The organism is Streptomyces sp. NPDC059355, assembly GCF_042752335.1.
Classification (GTDB): Bacteria; Actinomycetota; Actinomycetes; order Streptomycetales; family Streptomycetaceae; genus Streptomyces.
Genome location: NZ_JBHYXN010000001.1, coordinates 303,586 through 319,251, shown reverse-complemented (window position 1 = coordinate 319,251; position 15,666 = coordinate 303,586). Strand labels below are relative to the sequence as shown.

Sequence of the window (15,666 nt, the reverse complement as noted above, 5' to 3'; positions counted from 1 at the left end):
GACCCTAGGCCTTCCAGAAGAAGACGGCCGTCATCCGCTTCTCCTCCAGCGTCCGGCCCCAGTAGCCGGTGGCGCTGTGGATCAGGTTCGCGGAGTACAGCAGCAGCCGGTTGGCGCGATGGGGGACCCGTACGTCCTCGGTGAAGGAGTCCGGGGAGACGAAGCGGGTTCCCAGGGCGTCGACCAGGTTGTTGTGCGGGGCGATCACCTGGTTGCCGCCCAGCGCGCCGCCGGGCAGGCTCTGCCGGTAGAAGCTGGTCCCGCAGTCCTTCGGCACCTTCGGGTTGAGGTAGAGCACGGCGGCATAGCGGCACAGGCTCCGCGAGTCGGTGTGCGGGCGCGGCTCGGACTCGCCCTCGCCGACGACCTGGACGCAGTTGTGGTTGAACGTGCCGCCGCCCGCGAGCCGTTCGGCCCAGAGCTTCGGCGCGCCGGTGGACTTGCGCACCAGCCGCTCCACCAGGGCCAGTTCCTCGGGCTCCAGGCCCGGCATCGCGCGCAGCCCCGGCCAGCTCTCGGGCTTGTGCGGATAACCCTCGGTCCAGTCGTCCTTGGCCAGGCAGCGCTCCCGTACGGCGTCCGGGTCCGGCAGTACGTCGTCCAGTACCCAGTAGTCGCGCCCGCGGGTCGGCTTGCGGTACGGGAGGACCGGGAGGGGGGGAGGTAGGGGCATGGCAGGGACGGTAGCCACCGGGTGCGGTGCGGCTCGCTCCGGAAGGAGTCAACGTTCCGTCAAGTGTTCACCATGGCTTGGGAGATCGTCGGGACACGCCTGCGGGCGCCCGCGGTCGGGCGGCCCGGGTGGTTCACTGGCGGCATGCCGCTCGAAAACTACGGAGTGCTGTCCGGAACCCTGCACCGCCACTTCCGAGACCGGCCCGACGACCAGGGCCGCTGGTTCCACGTACACCTGGAGGTCGACGCGCCCGCCGGCCGCTACGAGTGCGCCGTCGACGTGGACAGCAAGCACTCCGCCGTGGGGGTGCAGTGGAAGGTCTTCACCCTGCACGCCTCGGTGCTCGACCCCGTCGCCTCGCCCGCGCCCGGCTACCACGACCTCGCCCGGACCTCCGGATCCGGCGCGCTCGACTACCTGCGGCACCCGGCGCTCGCGGACCGCCCCGGCTGTCTCCTCGGCGGCCACCCGCCGCGGTGGTTCCAGCGGATCCTGGACCGGCTGAACCCGCCCCGGCCCTGGGTCTCCGGCTCGTACCTGGAGGCCTCGGCGGCGCTGGAGCCGATCCTCGTCGTGGGCCGGCCCGTCCTGGTCTTCGGCGAACCCTTCGACGAGGGGCTCGGCATGCACAACGTCCACCAGAACCAGGGCGATCCCCACGACAGCCAGTGGTGGCCGGACAACGGGATCTGGCAGGACGGGGCCACGCTGACCCGGCGCCCGGACGGCCTCTTCGACGTGTTCGTCTCCAAGTTCTCCACGCAGAAGGAGCCCACCGACGAAGACGGCCACCCGGTGTGACGTCCGGGGGTCTAATGAGCCGCGCGGCAGGCCCCGGACGCGACGTCCGCGGAGATGCCGACCGCCTGGAGGCTCGCGGCGCAGCTGGTCTGGTTGCCGATCTGGCCCTCGTAGCAGGCCTGCCCCACTCCGTCGGGGGTGACCTTCTTGCCGTGCTGTGCGACGTACTGCTCGCACTCCTGGATGCTGGTGGGGGTGGCCGCGCCGGCGGCCGGGGCGGCGAAGAAGGCGCCGCCGGCGGCGAGGACGAAACCGGCGAGGACGCTGGGTATACGGGCCGACGGACGCATACGGACGCACCTGCTCTCTCGGTCGGTCGCGCGGCCCGCCGAGGCGCCGGGCCACGGGCGGGGGCGGCACGGCGCGGGCACTCCGGGGGAACGGCCGGCGTGGCGCATCGGTCACCCCGCCCTTCCGACGCTAGAACACCGGACGGCGGACCGCCACCGCCGCGCAGGCCGCCGCCAGGGGCAGTTCCGCGCAGACCGCCAGGGCCACGGCCGCCGCCCGGGCGCTGCCCGGAGCCGCGGTCGTCACGTCGAACCAGGCGTCCATCACCAGCAGCGCGGCGGTCGCCGCGGCCAGCGGCGCCGCACGGGGATCGTGGCGCCCCAGCAGCAGCCCCGTACCGCTCAGCCCGGCCGCCAGCATGGCGTCCAGCCCGATCCAGGCGGTCGACCAGTTGGAGACCTCCGCGGTCTGCGGCAGCGTCTTCGCCAGCACCACCATCCACGGCAGCAACGCCACCCCGGCGCCGGTGAGCAGCGTGGCCAGCCGGGGCCGGGACGTGTGGCGGGTCCGCAGGCGCGGGGCGACCAGGGTCATGGCGGTGGAGCTCCTTCCGGCCCCGGTGGTCCGTCCTCCGGGTACGGACATCACTCTGGTCGCGCGGAGGACCGGAATCAGTAGCGGCACTGTCCGAACCGGGGGTGGCACTGGCTACACCCCCGACCGGGTACCAGGGTGGTGGAGCGGCCCTGACCAGTGCGATTACCGTACGGGCATGGGACTTTCCGGGGCGCTGAGGCGTACCACACGGTGGATCGCCGGCCACGCGCCCTGGTCGGCGTGGGCCTGGCGCAGCACCGCCTTCACCGTCGCCGCGATTCCGATGGCCCTGCCCGCCGCGGCCGCGTTCGTGTTCCCCAAGGGCGCCGCGCTGACGCTGCTCGTGCTGCTGATCCTGACCCCGCTGCTCACCCTGCTGCAGCGCAGCCGGTTCCGGGAGCTGCTGGAGCGGGAGATCCCGGCCGTCGCGCACGGACAACGGACGCTGCACCCGAAGGCGTTGCTCGCATGGCTGCGCGCGGAGTCGACCTGGCGGCAGTACGGGTACCACCTGCTGGTCAGCCCGCTCGCGGGGATCGGCGGGGCGCTGGTCGTCCTGGCCTGGGCGTGCGGGATCGCCGGGGCCGCCGTGTACGGCTGGTCGTGGATGCTGCCCGCAGAGTACGGCGGCCCCGGCTGGACCGGGCGCTACGACACCATCACCGCGCTCGGCGCCCTGCTGCTGCTCGCCACCCCCTGGCTCGCCGCCGCCCTGTCCCGTCTCGACGCCTTCGCCGCGGCCGCCCTCCTCGGGCCCAACCGGGCCAAGGAGTTGGAGCGGCGCGTCGAGGACCTCGCCGAGAGCCGGGCCGACGTCCTCGACGCCGCGGACCTCGAACGCCGCCGGATCGAACGGGACTTGCACGACGGCGCCCAGCAGCGCCTGGTCGCCCTCGCCATGAACCTCGGCATCGCCCGCGCCACGCTCACCGATCTGCCGCCCGAGGCCAAGGCCGTGATCGACGAGGCCCACCGCGAGGCCAAGGAGGCCATCGAGGAGCTCAACAACCTCGTACGCGGCCTGCATCCGGCCGTCCTGGAGGACCGGGGACTCGACGCGGCCCTGTCCGGGATCGCGGCCCGGGCGCCGCTGCCCGTCGAGCTGACCGTGGAGCTGGCGCGCCGGCCCGGCCCCACCGTGGAGGCCGTCGCCTACTTCGTCGTCTCCGAGGCCCTCGCCAACGTAGCCAAGCACGCCGAGGCCTCCCGCTGTCGCGTGGACGCCCGCCGGGACGCCGACCTGCTGCGCATCACCGTCACCGACGACGGGGTGGGCGGCGCGGACCCGGCCCGCGGCACCGGGCTGGTGGGCCTGCGCAAACGCGTAGGGTCGGTCGACGGAACCATCTTGATCAACAGCCCCCTCGGGGGCCCGACCGTCGTGACTGTGGAGCTGCCGTGCGGGCTGTGATCGCCGAGGATTCGGTGCTGCTGCGAATAGGGCTGGTCAAGGTCCTCGAAATGGCCGGATTCGAGGTGGCCGCCGAGACCGGGGACGCCGAGGCCCTGCTCGCCGCCGTCGCCGCGCACGAACCCGACCTCGCCCTGGTCGACGTACGCATGCCCCCGGGCTTCACCGACGAGGGCGTGCGCGCGGCCCTGATGATCCGCCAACAGTGGCCGGGAACCTCGGTCCTGCTGCTCTCGCAGTACGTGGAGGAGCGTTACGCGGCGGATCTGCTGGCCGGTCAGGCCGGGGGCGTCGGGTACCTGCTCAAGCAGCGCGTCGCCGACGTCGAGGAGTTCATCGACGCCGTCAGGCGGGTCGCGGCCGGCGGCACCGCCCTCGACCCGCAGGTGGTTTCGCAGCTGCTGCTGCGGCGCGGCGGGGGCATCGACCCGCTGGAGCGGCTCACCCCGCGCGAACGGGAGGTGCTCGCGCTGATGGCCGAGGGGCGCTCCAACGCGGGGATCGCGGCACAGCTCGTGGTCGGCGAGAGCGCGGTCGCCAAGCACATCAACAACATCCTGGCCAAGCTGGACCTGCCGCAGGCCGACGGCGACCACCGGCGGGTGCTGGCGGTCCTGCGCTTCCTGGACGGCACCTCGTGAGCGGGGGCGGCGGCGGGAGGCCCCGGCGTCCTCGGCGTACGGCGTGGGTCGTGGCCGCGGCCCTGAGCGCCGCGTTCGTCGTCGCCCCCGCCACCTGGCAGGTCTGGTCGTACGCCTCCGGCGAGAGCGGGAGGGCGACGCTGAGCGGCGGCAGCGGCGAACGGCCCGTGTCCGCCGTGGAGATCGACGCGGGTGGCGCCGACGTGCGCATCACCCCCCGCTCCGACGGACAGGTGGTCTACCGGGCCGAGACGCGCTGGTCGATGGTGGCTCCGCACATCGAGGAGAGCTGGCTCGGCGACACCCTGAAGCTGACGCCGCGCTGCCCGGCGGCCGCGGACTTCGTGGCCTCCGGCATCGGCTGCTCGGTCGACCTGGGCGTCACCGTGCCCGCCGGCATCCCGGTGAAGGTCACCGCGGGCTCCGGCACGGTGGTGGTCAGCGGGCTGGGCGGGGCCGTCGACGCCTCGGTCGGTGCCGGGACGCTCCGGCTGAGCGCGCTGCGCGGGCCGCTGCGGGCGAGCGTGGGTGCGGGCTCGCTCGAAGCCACCGGGCTCAGCTCGCCGGAGGCCGAGATCCGGGCCGGGGCGGGCTCGGCCGTCGCCCGGTTCGCCGCCCCGCCGGAGCGGGTCACCGCCCGGGCGGGCTCGGGGCGGCTCCGGCTCACCGTGCCCGCGGAGACCCGCTTCCGGGTCACGGCCCGGGCCGGGGCGGGCCGTTGCGACATCGCGCCCGGCATGCACGATCCGGCGGCGCCGGGCCGGCTGGACATCGCGGCGGACGCGGGCCGCGCGGAGGCGGGCTACTGAGGACTGCCTCCGCTGGGTCGTGTCGTCAAAGTCCCGTCTGGCCGGCGGGGCCCGGCACGCGCTCTCGGCGCACCGGGAGCACGCACCGGACGCCGTGGGACCGCCCTCCGGGCGCACGGCGCTACTTTGCGGACACCCCCTGGCGGGTGCCCGGCGGCCACGGCGGGGTGCCGTGGCCGCCGGGGCGGTCAGGCGCGGGGCGGGACCCCGGAAGGGCGGCCCCTGCCGCGGGTGAGGGAGTACCCGAAGATGCCGGCGAGGGCGCCGAGGATCCCGCCCGCCGCCGTCCAGATCCAGCGGTCGGACCACCGGCCGCCGGACCAGCCGTCGGCCGGCTCGCCCATGGCCGCCGACCGGTCCGAACCGCCGGTGCCCGCCTGCTCGGTCTTGCCGATGCCGGGTACGAGCGGCTTCGCCACGGCGCCGTCCACCGCGAAGGCGCCTCCGGTGTTCCGGGTGGAGGCCTCGACCTCGGCCCGCACCGGAAGACCGAGGTCCTCCTGCGCCACGCCGACCACCGTCAGGCGGACGTAGTAGCTTCCGGGCAGCGGGTCGTTGGCCCAGGGTTCCGCACCCGGGCGGACGGTGCGCAGCGTGCAGGACAGCTCCACCGAGGCGGCCTCCTTGGCAGCCGCGGCCTGCTGCGTGCCGTAGGTGCACGCCTGGCGGCGGCGCAGCCCGTCGTAGACGTCGAGCTGCCACGTCGAGGCGCCGTGCCGGTTCGCCGCCGGAGGCAGTTTCACCGTGGCCTTGACCGTGGCCCGCTGGCCCGAGTCCAGCGGGACCACCCAGTACAGGTAGTCACCCGTGGAGGCCTCGGCCGTGGCCCGCTGGCCCGGCTGGAGCGCCGTGGCGGTACGGAATGCCGTGCCCGCCTCGGTCGGCCCGGAGGCCTTGCCGCCCGGGCTCGCGCTCGTACTCGCGCTCGCCGACGGGGTGTCGGCCAGGGCGGCGCCCGCCATGCCGAGCACACCGCCCGCGGCGAGGGCGGCGGCGGTCAGTATGCGTACGGTACGCATCAGTTGGTCCTCCAGACCGAGATACGCCAGCGGGAGATCCAGCCCCACAGCAGACCGGCGACGAGACCGGCGAGCACCAGCACGCCGAGCAGCCACCAGCCGCGGCCGAGACCGAACGCCGCCGCGTCGGACGCGTCGTCGGGCCCGTCCACCACGTCGATGGTGAGCTCGACGGGCAGGCCCGGCGTGGTCTTGACCGAGGCGGGCGCCGCGAAGGAGTTGCTGACCTGCAGGCAGACGGTCTCCACCGCCGGCTTGCCGTCGCCGTGCTCGTCGGAGTCGTCGGCCTCGGCCTTCGGGTAGCGCAGACCGGTCGAGATCATGTCGGTCCGTCCGTCGCCCGCCTCCGAGCCGCGGACGATCTCCCGCCCGTGCACGGTGGTGGCCCGCAGCATGACCCCGTAGTCGTTGTTGACGGCCCGGTCGGCGGCGATGCTCACCGAAGCGCGCAGCTCCTGGCCGGGCTTGACATCCACCCGGTACCAGCGGTGCTCGCCGAAGGTCTCGCGGTCGGTGTACAGGCCCGCGCCGAGCTGCGGGGCGCCGGCGCACTGCTTGGCGCCCTCGGTCGCCACCGGGGTGACGACCGGGGTCGCCGCCCGGTCCACCAGCTGCTTGACCCGGCCGGAGAGCTCGGCGGTGTGCTGCACCGAGGTGTAGGTGCCGCCGGTGGCCTCGGCGATGCAGATCAGCTGGTTGCGCGTCTTGGCGTCGGGGACGAGCCCGAGCGTGTCGATGACGAGGTGGATGCCCTGGGCCGCGATGTCACGGGCCACCTCGCACGGGTCGAGCGGGGCACAGGTGTCCTCGCCGTCGGTGATGAGCACGATCCGCCGGGTGGCGTCGCCTCCCTTGAGGTCCTCGGCCGCGCCCAGCAGGGCCGGCCCGATCGGCGTCCAGCCGGTGGGGGCCAGGGTGGCCACCGCCGTCTTCGCCTCGGTCCGGTCGAGCTTGCCGACCGGGTAGAGCTGCTTGGTGTCCTTGCAGCCGAGCTGCCGGTCGTCACCGGGATAGGTGGCCCCGAGGGTCCGTATCCCGAGCCGTACCTCGTCCGGCGTGGCGTCCAGCACCTCGTTGAACGCCTGCTTCGCCGCGGCCATCCGGGACTTGCCGTCTATGTCGGTCGCCCGCATCGAGCCGCTGACGTCGAGGACCAGCTCGACCTTGGGGGACTCCTTCGCCACCGGTTCGCCGGCGGCGGCATTCGCCGGGAAGAGCCCGACCGCCAGAGTGGCCAACAGGCCACAGGCCCCGGCCGCCACCCATTTTCTTGTGATCATCGCCGGATCGTATTGAGGATCCGGCCCGGGGACCAAAACGCTCCGGGGAACCCTGCCCGCCCCGCGCCTGCCGGGGCCGACCTGCCGTCCGCGGCGGGCGCGGCTACCCTGGACGGGGGGACGGTTCGCAGTGCCCCCAGGGAGGCGATCCCATGAGACGACGCCATCACTTCCACATCGATCATGCGGGGCACTCCGTCAGCGCCACCGTCGAGACCGGCCATCACGTCGAGGTGGAGATCCTGGTCGACGGCAAGGAGACCGGGCACGGCTCCACGCACCACGACCGGCCCGTCACCGTGCAGGTGGAGCTGCCGACCGATCCGCCGACACCGGTGTCCGTGCGCGCGACACCAGGGCCCGGCCTTCCGCGCTGTGTCCTGGAGGGCCCGGACGCCGTGCCCCAGGTCATGTCCCCGCGCCGCTACTGACGACGGCCGACGGCCGCCGACGCGGCCGGGCGGCACGCGCCCCGGCCGCGAGGGCCGGGGCTCATGCCGCCCGGGAGGGGATCGGACGGGCGTCAGCTCGCCTGGAGGGTGACGTCGTCGACGACGAAGGAGGTCTGGAGGGACTGGTCCTCCACGCCCTGGAACTTCAGGGTGACGGTCTGGCCGGCGAACCGGGACACGTCGTAGCTCTTGAGCACGTAGCCCGGGGCCGCGTCCAGGTTGGACAGGGTCTCCAGGGTCTGGCCGCCCACCGAGACGGTGAACCGGTCGTAGACCACGCTCTCGTCCTCATCGGTGTCGATGTGGAGGTAGAAGGCGAGCCGGGCCGTGGCGCAGCCGGCCGGGAGGGCCAGCGACTGCGACGCGCTGTCCGTGTGGGAGGCGCCGTAGCCGTTCAGCCACGCCATGTACGCGCCGCTGTGCGAGACCTGGCCGGACTGGTTGGTGACGACCCCCGCGGTGGCGGTCCACGGGCTGCTGCCGCTCTCGAAGCCGCCGTTGACCACGACCTGCTTCGGGGTGCACGTACCCCCGCCTCCGCCGACGGTCAGGGTGTAGGTGGTGCTGTGCGCGACCGTGCCGGTACCGGTGACGGTCAGGGTGTAGGTGCCCGCCGCGGTGGCCGCGCCGACCTGCACGGTGAGCGTCGAGGAGCCGCCGGACTGCACGGAGGAGGGGCTGAGCGCCGCGGTCACCCCGGACGGGGCGCCGGAGACGGACAGGGCGAGGGTCTGCGGGCTGCCGCTCACGGTGGTGGTGTTCACCGTGGACGTGACGCTGGTGCCCGGGGTGGCGGAGCCGGCCGCCGGTGAGGTGGCGATCGAGAAGTCCTGCGCCGGGGTGTCGCCGCCGACGGCCTGCTTCCAGATCGTGTAGGCGACGCCGTCGGCGCTGCGGTCCAGCACCGTCGCGTTGATGTTGCCGGTCGTGTCGCAGGAGCTGTGGTAGCAGGCGTCGTACGCCGCGTTCGCGGTGCCGCCCCACTTGGTCGCCTGTGCCGAGGTCTTGCGGGCGCTGGCGCCGGCCGCGTAGCCGGAGGTGGGGATGCCGCCCTGCTGGAAGGAGTAGTCGTCACTGCGGCCCTGGCCCTCGGTGTTCTCCTCGGGGGCGAGGTTCAGCGAGGCCCAGTACGCCTTCAGCGGTGCGGCCGTGGTCGAGTTGAGGTTGTTGATGAAGTAGCCGCCGTTGGGCGAGCCGACCATGTCGAAGTTGTAGTAGCCCTTGATGGCGGCCTTCTCGGCGCTGCTGAGCCGGCCCACGTAGAACTCCGAGCCGTTCAGGCCCTGCTCCTCGTCGGTCCACCAGGCGAACCGCACGTGCTTGGTCAGGGTGGGGTTCTTCTGCGCGAGGACGAGCGCGTTCTCCAGCAGGGTCGCGGAGCCCGAGCCGTTGTCGTTGATGCCGGGGCCCGCCGAGACGCTGTCGAGGTGGGCGCCGAACATGACGGTCTGGTCCGCCGGGCCGCCGGGCCAGTCCGCGATCAGGTTGCTGGACGGGTAGGTGCACGAGGTGCAGTTCTGCTCGGTGACGGTGAAGCCGGCCGCCTGCAGCTTGCCCTTGATGTACGCCACGGACTGGGTGTAACCGGCGCTGCCCGCGCGGCGGTTGCCGCCGTTCTGCGAGGCGATGGTGTTCAGCTGGGTCAGATGCGCCTGGACGTTCGCCACGTTGATGTTCGGCGGGTCGTTCCCGGGCTGGGTGCTGCCGACGTTCAGCGCGTAGTCGACGGTGTGCGCGAGGCTCGGGCCCTGGCCCTTGACCGTGATCGTGGAGGACCCGGGCGCCGCGTTGGCCGTGGCGGACAGGGTCAGCGTCGAGGACTGGCCGGACTGCACCGTGGCCGGGTTGAAGGAGGCGCTCACCCCGGACGGCAGGCCGGTGGCGGTCAGCGTCACCTGTTGCGCCTGGCCGGTGGTGGTGCTGGTGGTCACGGTGGTGGTGACCGAGGCGCCCTGCTGGACGCTGCCCGCGGAGGGGTTCAGCGCCATCGAGAAGTCGTCGTTCTGCCCGCTCGGGGTGCAGGTCGGGTCGCCGGACTGGGCGGGCACGCTGATCGCGTCCCAGGCGGCCTTGGTCTTGGTGAAGAGGTTGCAGGTGGCCGGGTCCAGCGACTTGGCGGAGCTGAGGGTCGCCGTCCGGTACTTCTTGTACGACATGCTGCTGGTCTTGAGCAGCATGCCGCCGTAGAAGATCTTGCCGGCGGTCTGCACGCCCACGCCGGTGACCGTGGACTGGTTGCAGGTGGGGCTGGTGGGCTTGCCGCCACCCGGGTTGCTGCCCTCGGCCAGCAGGTAGAACCAGTGGTTCAGGGGTCCCGCGGCCGCGTGCACCTCGGTGCCGGGTATCGCGGAGCTGTAGCAGGCCGGGTCGTTGTTGACGGCCGGCGGGTTGTACATGTTCCGGATCGGCCCGCTGCCCTGGAGATTGATCATCTCGCCGACGGTGTAGTCCGGGGTGTCGTACGGGGCCGGCTCGTTGGCGTACGCCTCGGTCAGCGCGCCGAAGATGTCGCCGGTGCCCTCGCCGAGCCCGGACTCCTGGCCGCTGGTGCCGCCGGGGGTGTTGGAGTCGATGGCGTGCCCGTACTCGTGGCCCACCACGTCGATCCCGGCGATCCACTCGTTGGCGCTGTTGTGCCCGATCGTGACCGAGCTGCCGTCCCAGTACGCGTTGAGGTCGCCCAGGCCCACCTTGCCGGGGAAGCTGCGGCCGTTGCCGCTGACGCCGTTGCGGCCCAGCCACTGGCTCAGCATGTCCCACTGCTTCTGCGCGGCGAACATCAGGTCCGTACAGCCGGTTTCCTTGGACGTGGCGTTGCCCGTGCCCCAGGAGTCGGAGGACTTCGTGAACACGCTGCCGGTGCTGTAGTCGGCGCAGCTCAGACCGGGCCGGTTCGGGTCGCGCAGCGAGTACGAGCCGCCCGAGGCCGTGGTGTCGAGCGTGAGCGGGTTCGGGCCGTTCCACTTGCTGGTCCCGCTGCCGGCGACGACCTCGTCGTGGCGGTCGACGACCTTGCCGGTGCGGGCGTCCACGAAGACGTGCAGCTTGCTGGGTGCGGTCTTGGTGTTGCCGGAGAGGACGGTCTCCCAGGCGAGCACCTGCCTGTCGTCCTTGATCTTGACGACGAGCCGGCTGTCGAGCACCTTGTCGACCTTGGCGAGCTCCGCGCGCGAGACGGTCTCCGCCGCCTTCGCGCTGACGGAGGGGGTGGTCGCGATGTCGATCGCGGCGGCCGAGGCCGACTGGACGGCGCGTACACGGCCCTCGCCGTCGGCGAGGACGACGGCGTCGCCGCCGACGACCGGAAGCCCGCGGTAGCTGCGCTCGTAGGAGACGGAGTACAGGTCCTGCACCCAGGGGGTGACCAGGCGCCGGTCGTACTGCTGCTGGGGCGAGTTGACCAGGGTGTCGAGGCCGCTGCGGACCGCTGCGTCGGCGGCGGCGACCGCGCGCTCGGCGGATTTGGCCTGCGGGGAGGGTGCGGGGGGCTGGGCCTGCGCCGAGGCGGACGCGGCGGTGGCCAGCGTGCCGGCGAGGCTCGCCGTCAGCGCCATGGCCGCCACGGAGGCCATCCATCTGGTGGGCTGCAAGAGTCCACTCCGATCGTGTGGGGGGTGTTCCGGGTGGGTGTTGGCGCCGAGTATGGGCGTGGACATGGCGAGATTGGGACATCCCTGCGCACATAAGGTCCGCGTTATGGTGCCGTGGGATCACGCTGCGTAAGCTGCCGGAATGCAGCTGGAGTTGAGGCATCTGCAAGCCGTGTGCCAGATAGCCGAGTCCGGGAGCCTGGGGGGCGCGGCCCGCCGGCTGGGGGTCTCCCAGCCCGCGCTCTCCGCGCAGCTGCGCAGGATCGAGCGGGTCGCGGGCGGCGAGCTCTTCGTCCGCGGCCGCAGCGGGGTGGAGCCCACGCCGCTGGGCCAGTTCGTCCTGGCCAAGGCGCGGCGCGTGCTCACCGAGATGGAGAGCCTCGGAGCCGAGACCCGCGCGATGGCTACCGACGCCCCGCTGCGGCTCGGCTGCATCCTGCTCGTCCTGATCGACGGACTGCTCGCGCGGACGGACCTCGTCCTTTCCGGGCGGGAGATCACCGTCGACGTCGAGCACTCGGTGACCGCGCTCGTACGGATGCTCGGCGCGGGCCGGTACGACGTCATCGTCTACGGCGAGGTCAACGACCACGAGGTGGCGCTGCCCCAGGGCGCCCTGGCCCGGACCCTGGTGCCGAAGGAGCCGTTCTGCATCCGGATGTCCACCCGGCACCCGCTGGCCGGGAGGGAGGTCCTGGACCTCGCCGAACTGGCCGGCGAGCAGTGGATGACCCTCGTGGAGGACGACGACGGCGGCCCCGAGGCGCTGGTCGGGGCCTGCGCCAAGGCAGGCTTCGTCCCCTCCCTGCGCCACCGGATCACCGACCGCAAGATGCGCCACGACCTGGTGGCGGCGGGCCGCGCCATCTCCCTCACCCAGCCCACGGCCCCCGCGGTGGAGGGCACGGTGATGCGCCCGCTGCTCGGCACCCCGATCACGGGGCGTATCCGGCTCGCCTGGAACCGTTCGGCGGTCTCCGCCGGACAGGCGGACGTCCTCTACCGCGCGGCGGCCGGCGCGTACCTGGCCAACGTGGACAACAACCCCTTCCACCGGGCGTGGTGGAACGCCCACCCGGAGGCGCACCCGGTCCTGGGATGAGAGCGGGGCCAGAGGCGCTCAGCGTGCCTCGGCGGGCCTCAGGGGAGCGACGGGCCGGACGACGGCAGCGGCCGCTCGTCGTGGACGAGGCCGGCCACGTGGTCGGACACCATGTCGAGGATCGCCTCCGCCGCGGCCGCGTCGCCGAGCACGAGGAAGTTCAGGGTCAGCCCGTCCGTCATCGCCGCCAGGTAGCGGGCCAGCACGGGCACGGGGACGCGCAGTCCGGCCTCCATGTCGAGGCAGACCTGCTCCAGCAGCTGCGCGTACGTCGCGCAGTACAACTGGTGCTGGCGCCGCGCCAGGTGCTCGAACCCCGGCTCGCGCAGGGCGTACTGGGTGAGCTCGTACGTGAGCATGTGCTCGGCGGGGTGGGCGCGGACGTGGTCCCAGTAGGCCCGGAAACCGGCCCTGACGGTCTCGCGGAGGGTGGTGCGCGGCAGGATCGCCTCCCTCACCACCGCCAGGTAGTGCTCGGTGATGGTCTCGATGACCGATTCGAGCAGCGCCTGCTTGGAGTCGAAGCAGTAGTGGAAGACGCTCAGCGACACGCCCGCCTCGGCGGCGATCGACCGGGTCGTCGTCCGCGGGACGCCGTCGCGGGCCATCGCCCGGATCGCGGCCTCGGTCAGTTGTCTGCGCCGCTGCGCCAACGGCATCCGTGCCATGCGGAATCGGTTCCCTTCGTGCGGGCGGCGGTACGGCCGAGGCCGGGGCCGGTGGGATCGGACGAGCCGATCCCACCGGCCCCGGCCTGCGGGCGCCGCTTCGGGCCGTCAGCTGCTGTAGACGCCGACTTCGTGCAGGGAGTAGCCCCACTGCGTGCCGCGCCCCGCTCCGTGGACGCGTACGTACCGGGCCGGGACCCCGGCGAACCGCGCCGTGTCCAATCCGCCGTCGCCGGCGGTGGTGGACCACACGGTCTGCCAGTTCACGTCGTCCGTCGAGACCTCGATCCGGTAGGACTTGCCGTACGCGCGCTCCCAGTCGAGGGTGACGCGCTTGACCACTCCGGCGGAGCCGAGGTCGATCCGCAGCCACTGGTCGTCGTTCCAGTCGCTCGCCCACCGGGTTCCCGTGTCACCGTCCACGGCCCGGCCGGGCGCGTAGCTGACGAACGGGTTCCACTCGGCGGAGCTGGCCGAGGCGGGCGCGCCCGCGGCGAGGTTGACCCCGGCCTTGTGCTGCTCCGACGCCCCCCAGGTGTGCAGGTAGGACTCGGCGCCCTTGAAGAGGTCGTCCACGACGCCCTGGCCGCCGACCTGCCGGATGTCCTCGATCCAGTCGGGGACCAGGCCGTAGTGCGCGGCGCCGTCGGTGTTGAGGTCCCAGGTGCGCTGCCCGGTGGTCTGCCTGTCGATGACGGAGCCGCCGTCGGTGCTGCGGAACGGGTACTTCACCGGGTTCGGGGTGTTGGCGCCGCGCGGGCCCGGCCAGCCGCCGACCCCGTTCATGTCGGTGCCGTACCCGTAGCCGACCTGGTACTTGTCGCGCAGCGCCTTCGTACGGGCGGCTTCGCCGCTGAACCCCTCGGCCCCGTTCATGTACTGGGCGGCGAACCCGCCGAGCTTGTAGAGGCGTTCGGTCCAGCCCAGGTCCATCCAGCTGTGGGAGGAGATCACGCCCGGGTAGGACTCGGATTCGAGGATGTCGAAGGCCCGGCCCGCGGCCTTGACGCTCATGTGGTCGACTTCGAGCATCATCTTGCGTTTCATCATGCCGCGCACGGCGTACTCGCCGAGATCGGTGAGACCGCGGGAGTTGCATTGCGCGCCGGCCGCGTACGAGGGGACCGCCACTCCCGCCGGCAGCTCCTTCTGCGCCGCGGGCGCGGGTGCCAGGCCGATCGGGTTGTCGTGCTGCGGGCCCGCGCACTGCTCGGTCTTCCAGAAGGTGCCGGTGGACAGGAACTGCCCGACGTTGATCGCCGTTCCCAGGGCGCCCTCGTCGAAGCGGACCCCGCACAGCGCGTTGTCGAACTTGTGGCAGAGGAACATGCTGCGGACGCCGAGCCGGTACAGCTCGTCGAGGCCGCGGTCGATGTCCTCCTTGCTGCACTGGGAGATGTCCAGGATCTGCTTGCAGCCGAACGGCTCGGAGGTCTCCACGCCCAGCACCACGGCCAGCTTGCCCTGCTGGACGACGTCGCGGGCCTGCGCGGAGTCGGTGACGATCCGGAACCAGCCCTTGCCCGGGCCGCCGTACATCTTGTCGATGTAGGCCTGCATGTCGTACGTCTTCTGCGCCTCCAGGCGGATGGCGGTCATCTCGTCGCAGCTGCGGTCCTTGAAGAAGTAGACCGAGCAGATCACCCCGTTGGTGACGAGGTCGTTGACGAGGACGCGCTGGCCGCCGCGCCAGGCGCGCTCGATCCAGGCGTAGTAGTTCTGCTGGTGGGTCAGGGAGTCGTGGGCGGGCCAGTCCTTGAACGTCGGCCAGCCGTTGGGGTCGTGCTTGCCGTCCCCGCCCTTGGTGATGAAGTCGAAGATCGCGAGGGAGCCGTCGGGGTAGTGCTCGGGGCAGTCCTTGAGGGCGTCGGCCACCCCCAGGTCGGAGAAGGCCTTGCCGCAGATGAGCCGGCCGCCGAAGCCCTCGTTGGACATGATGTGGTCGTGGGCGTCGACGAAGCCCCGGACCCGCCCCTGGGCGTCGGTGCCCTTGAACGGCTCGCCCGTGACGTTGATCTGGGAGTCGGGCGCGGGCCGCGCGGTCGGGTTCCACCAGCCGGCATCGCCGTCGGCCGCCGCGCCGGGCGCGGGGCCGAGGGCCATGGCCACCATGGCGAGGAGAAGGGCGAGCAGCGCGAGGGGCCTGCGCCTTCGGTGCGGGACTCGGGTCATGGTCATCACTCACGTCATCGGTCGGCGGATGGCGCGGTCGAGGACGCAGACCGTCTGAGGGAGCCGGCTGATTGTCATGTCCCGCGCAGACAGTGTGACGAGAATGGCTACCGGCGGTAACAGAGTCAAGGGTCCGGGACGGATGACCTGATGGAATGTCAGCTGCCGGGCCGGGCCCGCCTGGGGGAGAGCCCGCCCGGCGGAGGGCGCGGCGCCG

The 15,666-nt window shown here is 72.6% G+C and carries 14 protein-coding genes; 6 read left to right on the top strand and 8 right to left on the bottom strand.

Annotated features, from left to right (window positions below; translation table 11 throughout):
- Window positions 1–4: 4 nt before the first annotated feature.
- Window positions 5–673, bottom strand: coding sequence for a DUF6445 family protein (locus ACFXGI_RS01395; RefSeq protein WP_384701519.1), 669 nt, complete (start codon window positions 671–673; stop codon window positions 5–7).
- Between the two features lie 144 nt (window positions 674–817).
- Here ACFXGI_RS01395 and ACFXGI_RS01390 point away from each other — a divergent pair, with 144 nt between their 5' ends.
- Window positions 818–1,477: a DUF2278 family protein gene (locus ACFXGI_RS01390; RefSeq protein ID WP_384701517.1), complete on the top strand. Its 660-nt coding sequence runs from the start codon at window positions 818–820 to the stop codon at window positions 1,475–1,477.
- An 11-nt stretch (window positions 1,478–1,488) separates the two neighbouring features.
- On the opposite strand, the gene ACFXGI_RS01385 is transcribed toward ACFXGI_RS01390, so the two are convergent.
- Window positions 1,489–1,767, bottom strand: coding sequence for a hypothetical protein (locus tag ACFXGI_RS01385; protein WP_384701514.1), 279 nt, complete (start codon window positions 1,765–1,767; stop codon window positions 1,489–1,491).
- A 130-nt stretch (window positions 1,768–1,897) separates the two neighbouring features.
- Window positions 1,898–2,302 carry an LPXTG cell wall anchor domain-containing protein gene (locus tag ACFXGI_RS01380; protein WP_384701511.1) on the bottom strand — a complete coding sequence of 135 codons (405 nt, stop codon included), beginning with the start codon at window positions 2,300–2,302 and terminating at the stop codon, window positions 1,898–1,900.
- 178 nt (window positions 2,303–2,480) lie between these two features.
- Between ACFXGI_RS01380 and ACFXGI_RS01375 the strand changes: the two genes are divergently transcribed.
- Genes ACFXGI_RS01375 through ACFXGI_RS01365 form a run of 3 tightly spaced genes read left to right on the top strand, consistent with a single transcriptional unit; the run spans window position 2,481 to window position 5,166 of the window.
- On the top strand, window positions 2,481–3,716 hold the full coding sequence (locus ACFXGI_RS01375; protein WP_384701508.1) for a histidine kinase: 1,236 nt from the start codon (window positions 2,481–2,483) through the stop codon (window positions 3,714–3,716).
- Entirely contained in the window at window positions 3,704–4,357 is a 654-nt protein-coding gene (locus ACFXGI_RS01370; RefSeq protein WP_384701505.1) for a response regulator, read from the top strand. Before ACFXGI_RS01375 ends, ACFXGI_RS01370 begins: the two co-directional genes overlap by 13 nt.
- A gap of 50 nt (window positions 4,358–4,407) precedes the next feature.
- Window positions 4,408–5,166, top strand: a complete 759-nt coding sequence (locus ACFXGI_RS01365; RefSeq protein WP_384701502.1) for a hypothetical protein — start codon at window positions 4,408–4,410, stop codon at window positions 5,164–5,166.
- A gap of 188 nt (window positions 5,167–5,354) precedes the next feature.
- Here the strand turns inward: ACFXGI_RS01365 and ACFXGI_RS01360 are convergent, their stop codons facing one another.
- A complete protein-coding gene (locus tag ACFXGI_RS01360) occupies window positions 5,355–6,185 on the bottom strand; it encodes a hypothetical protein (RefSeq protein ID WP_384701499.1) in 831 nt (276 codons plus the stop codon).
- Entirely contained in the window at window positions 6,185–7,465 is a 1,281-nt protein-coding gene (locus ACFXGI_RS01355; protein WP_384701496.1) for a VWA domain-containing protein, read from the bottom strand. Before ACFXGI_RS01355 ends, ACFXGI_RS01360 begins: the two co-directional genes overlap by 1 nt.
- Window positions 7,466–7,617: 152 nt before the next feature.
- Here ACFXGI_RS01355 and ACFXGI_RS01350 point away from each other — a divergent pair, with 152 nt between their 5' ends.
- The gene (locus ACFXGI_RS01350; RefSeq protein WP_384701493.1) at window positions 7,618–7,896 is read left to right on the top strand and encodes a hypothetical protein; all 279 of its coding nucleotides are present in this window, start codon (window positions 7,618–7,620) and stop codon (window positions 7,894–7,896) included.
- A gap of 92 nt (window positions 7,897–7,988) precedes the next feature.
- On the opposite strand, the gene ACFXGI_RS01345 is transcribed toward ACFXGI_RS01350, so the two are convergent.
- Window positions 7,989–11,489: a M28 family peptidase gene (locus ACFXGI_RS01345; RefSeq protein WP_384701840.1), complete on the bottom strand. Its 3,501-nt coding sequence runs from the start codon at window positions 11,487–11,489 to the stop codon at window positions 7,989–7,991.
- Window positions 11,490–11,649: 160 nt separating this feature from the next.
- Here ACFXGI_RS01345 and ACFXGI_RS01340 point away from each other — a divergent pair, with 160 nt between their 5' ends.
- Window positions 11,650–12,609, top strand: coding sequence for a LysR family transcriptional regulator (locus ACFXGI_RS01340; RefSeq protein WP_384701490.1), 960 nt, complete (start codon window positions 11,650–11,652; stop codon window positions 12,607–12,609).
- Window positions 12,610–12,647: 38 nt separating this feature from the next.
- Here the strand turns inward: ACFXGI_RS01340 and ACFXGI_RS01335 are convergent, their stop codons facing one another.
- Together ACFXGI_RS01335 and ACFXGI_RS01330 are read right to left on the bottom strand one after the other, a co-directional pair.
- Complete coding sequence (locus ACFXGI_RS01335) at window positions 12,648–13,277, bottom strand: TetR/AcrR family transcriptional regulator (RefSeq protein ID WP_384701488.1); 630 nt, start codon at window positions 13,275–13,277, stop codon at window positions 12,648–12,650.
- Between the two features lie 108 nt (window positions 13,278–13,385).
- Window positions 13,386–15,449, bottom strand: coding sequence for a discoidin domain-containing protein (locus ACFXGI_RS01330; RefSeq protein WP_384701837.1), 2,064 nt, complete (start codon window positions 15,447–15,449; stop codon window positions 13,386–13,388).
- Window positions 15,450–15,666 lie beyond the last annotated feature (217 nt).

Coding starts and splice junctions, on each gene's coding strand:
- ACFXGI_RS01375 (WP_384701508.1), top strand. CDS start 2,481: ATGGGACTTTCCGGGGCGCTGAGGCGTACCACACGGTGGATCGCCGGC.
- ACFXGI_RS01380 (WP_384701511.1), bottom strand. CDS start 2,302: ATGACCCTGGTCGCCCCGCGCCTGCGGACCCGCCACACGTCCCGGCCC.
- ACFXGI_RS01350 (WP_384701493.1), top strand. CDS start 7,618: ATGAGACGACGCCATCACTTCCACATCGATCATGCGGGGCACTCCGTC.
- ACFXGI_RS01340 (WP_384701490.1), top strand. CDS start 11,650: ATGCAGCTGGAGTTGAGGCATCTGCAAGCCGTGTGCCAGATAGCCGAG.
- ACFXGI_RS01330 (WP_384701837.1), bottom strand. CDS start 15,449: ATGACCCGAGTCCCGCACCGAAGGCGCAGGCCCCTCGCGCTGCTCGCC.
- ACFXGI_RS01335 (WP_384701488.1), bottom strand. CDS start 13,277: ATGGCACGGATGCCGTTGGCGCAGCGGCGCAGACAACTGACCGAGGCC.
- ACFXGI_RS01355 (WP_384701496.1), bottom strand. CDS start 7,465: ATGATCACAAGAAAATGGGTGGCGGCCGGGGCCTGTGGCCTGTTGGCC.
- ACFXGI_RS01360 (WP_384701499.1), bottom strand. CDS start 6,185: ATGCGTACCGTACGCATACTGACCGCCGCCGCCCTCGCCGCGGGCGGT.
- ACFXGI_RS01395 (WP_384701519.1), bottom strand. CDS start 673: ATGCCCCTACCTCCCCCCCTCCCGGTCCTCCCGTACCGCAAGCCGACC.
- ACFXGI_RS01390 (WP_384701517.1), top strand. CDS start 818: ATGCCGCTCGAAAACTACGGAGTGCTGTCCGGAACCCTGCACCGCCAC.
- ACFXGI_RS01385 (WP_384701514.1), bottom strand. CDS start 1,767: ATGCGTCCGTCGGCCCGTATACCCAGCGTCCTCGCCGGTTTCGTCCTC.
- ACFXGI_RS01345 (WP_384701840.1), bottom strand. CDS start 11,489: ATGGCCTCCGTGGCGGCCATGGCGCTGACGGCGAGCCTCGCCGGCACG.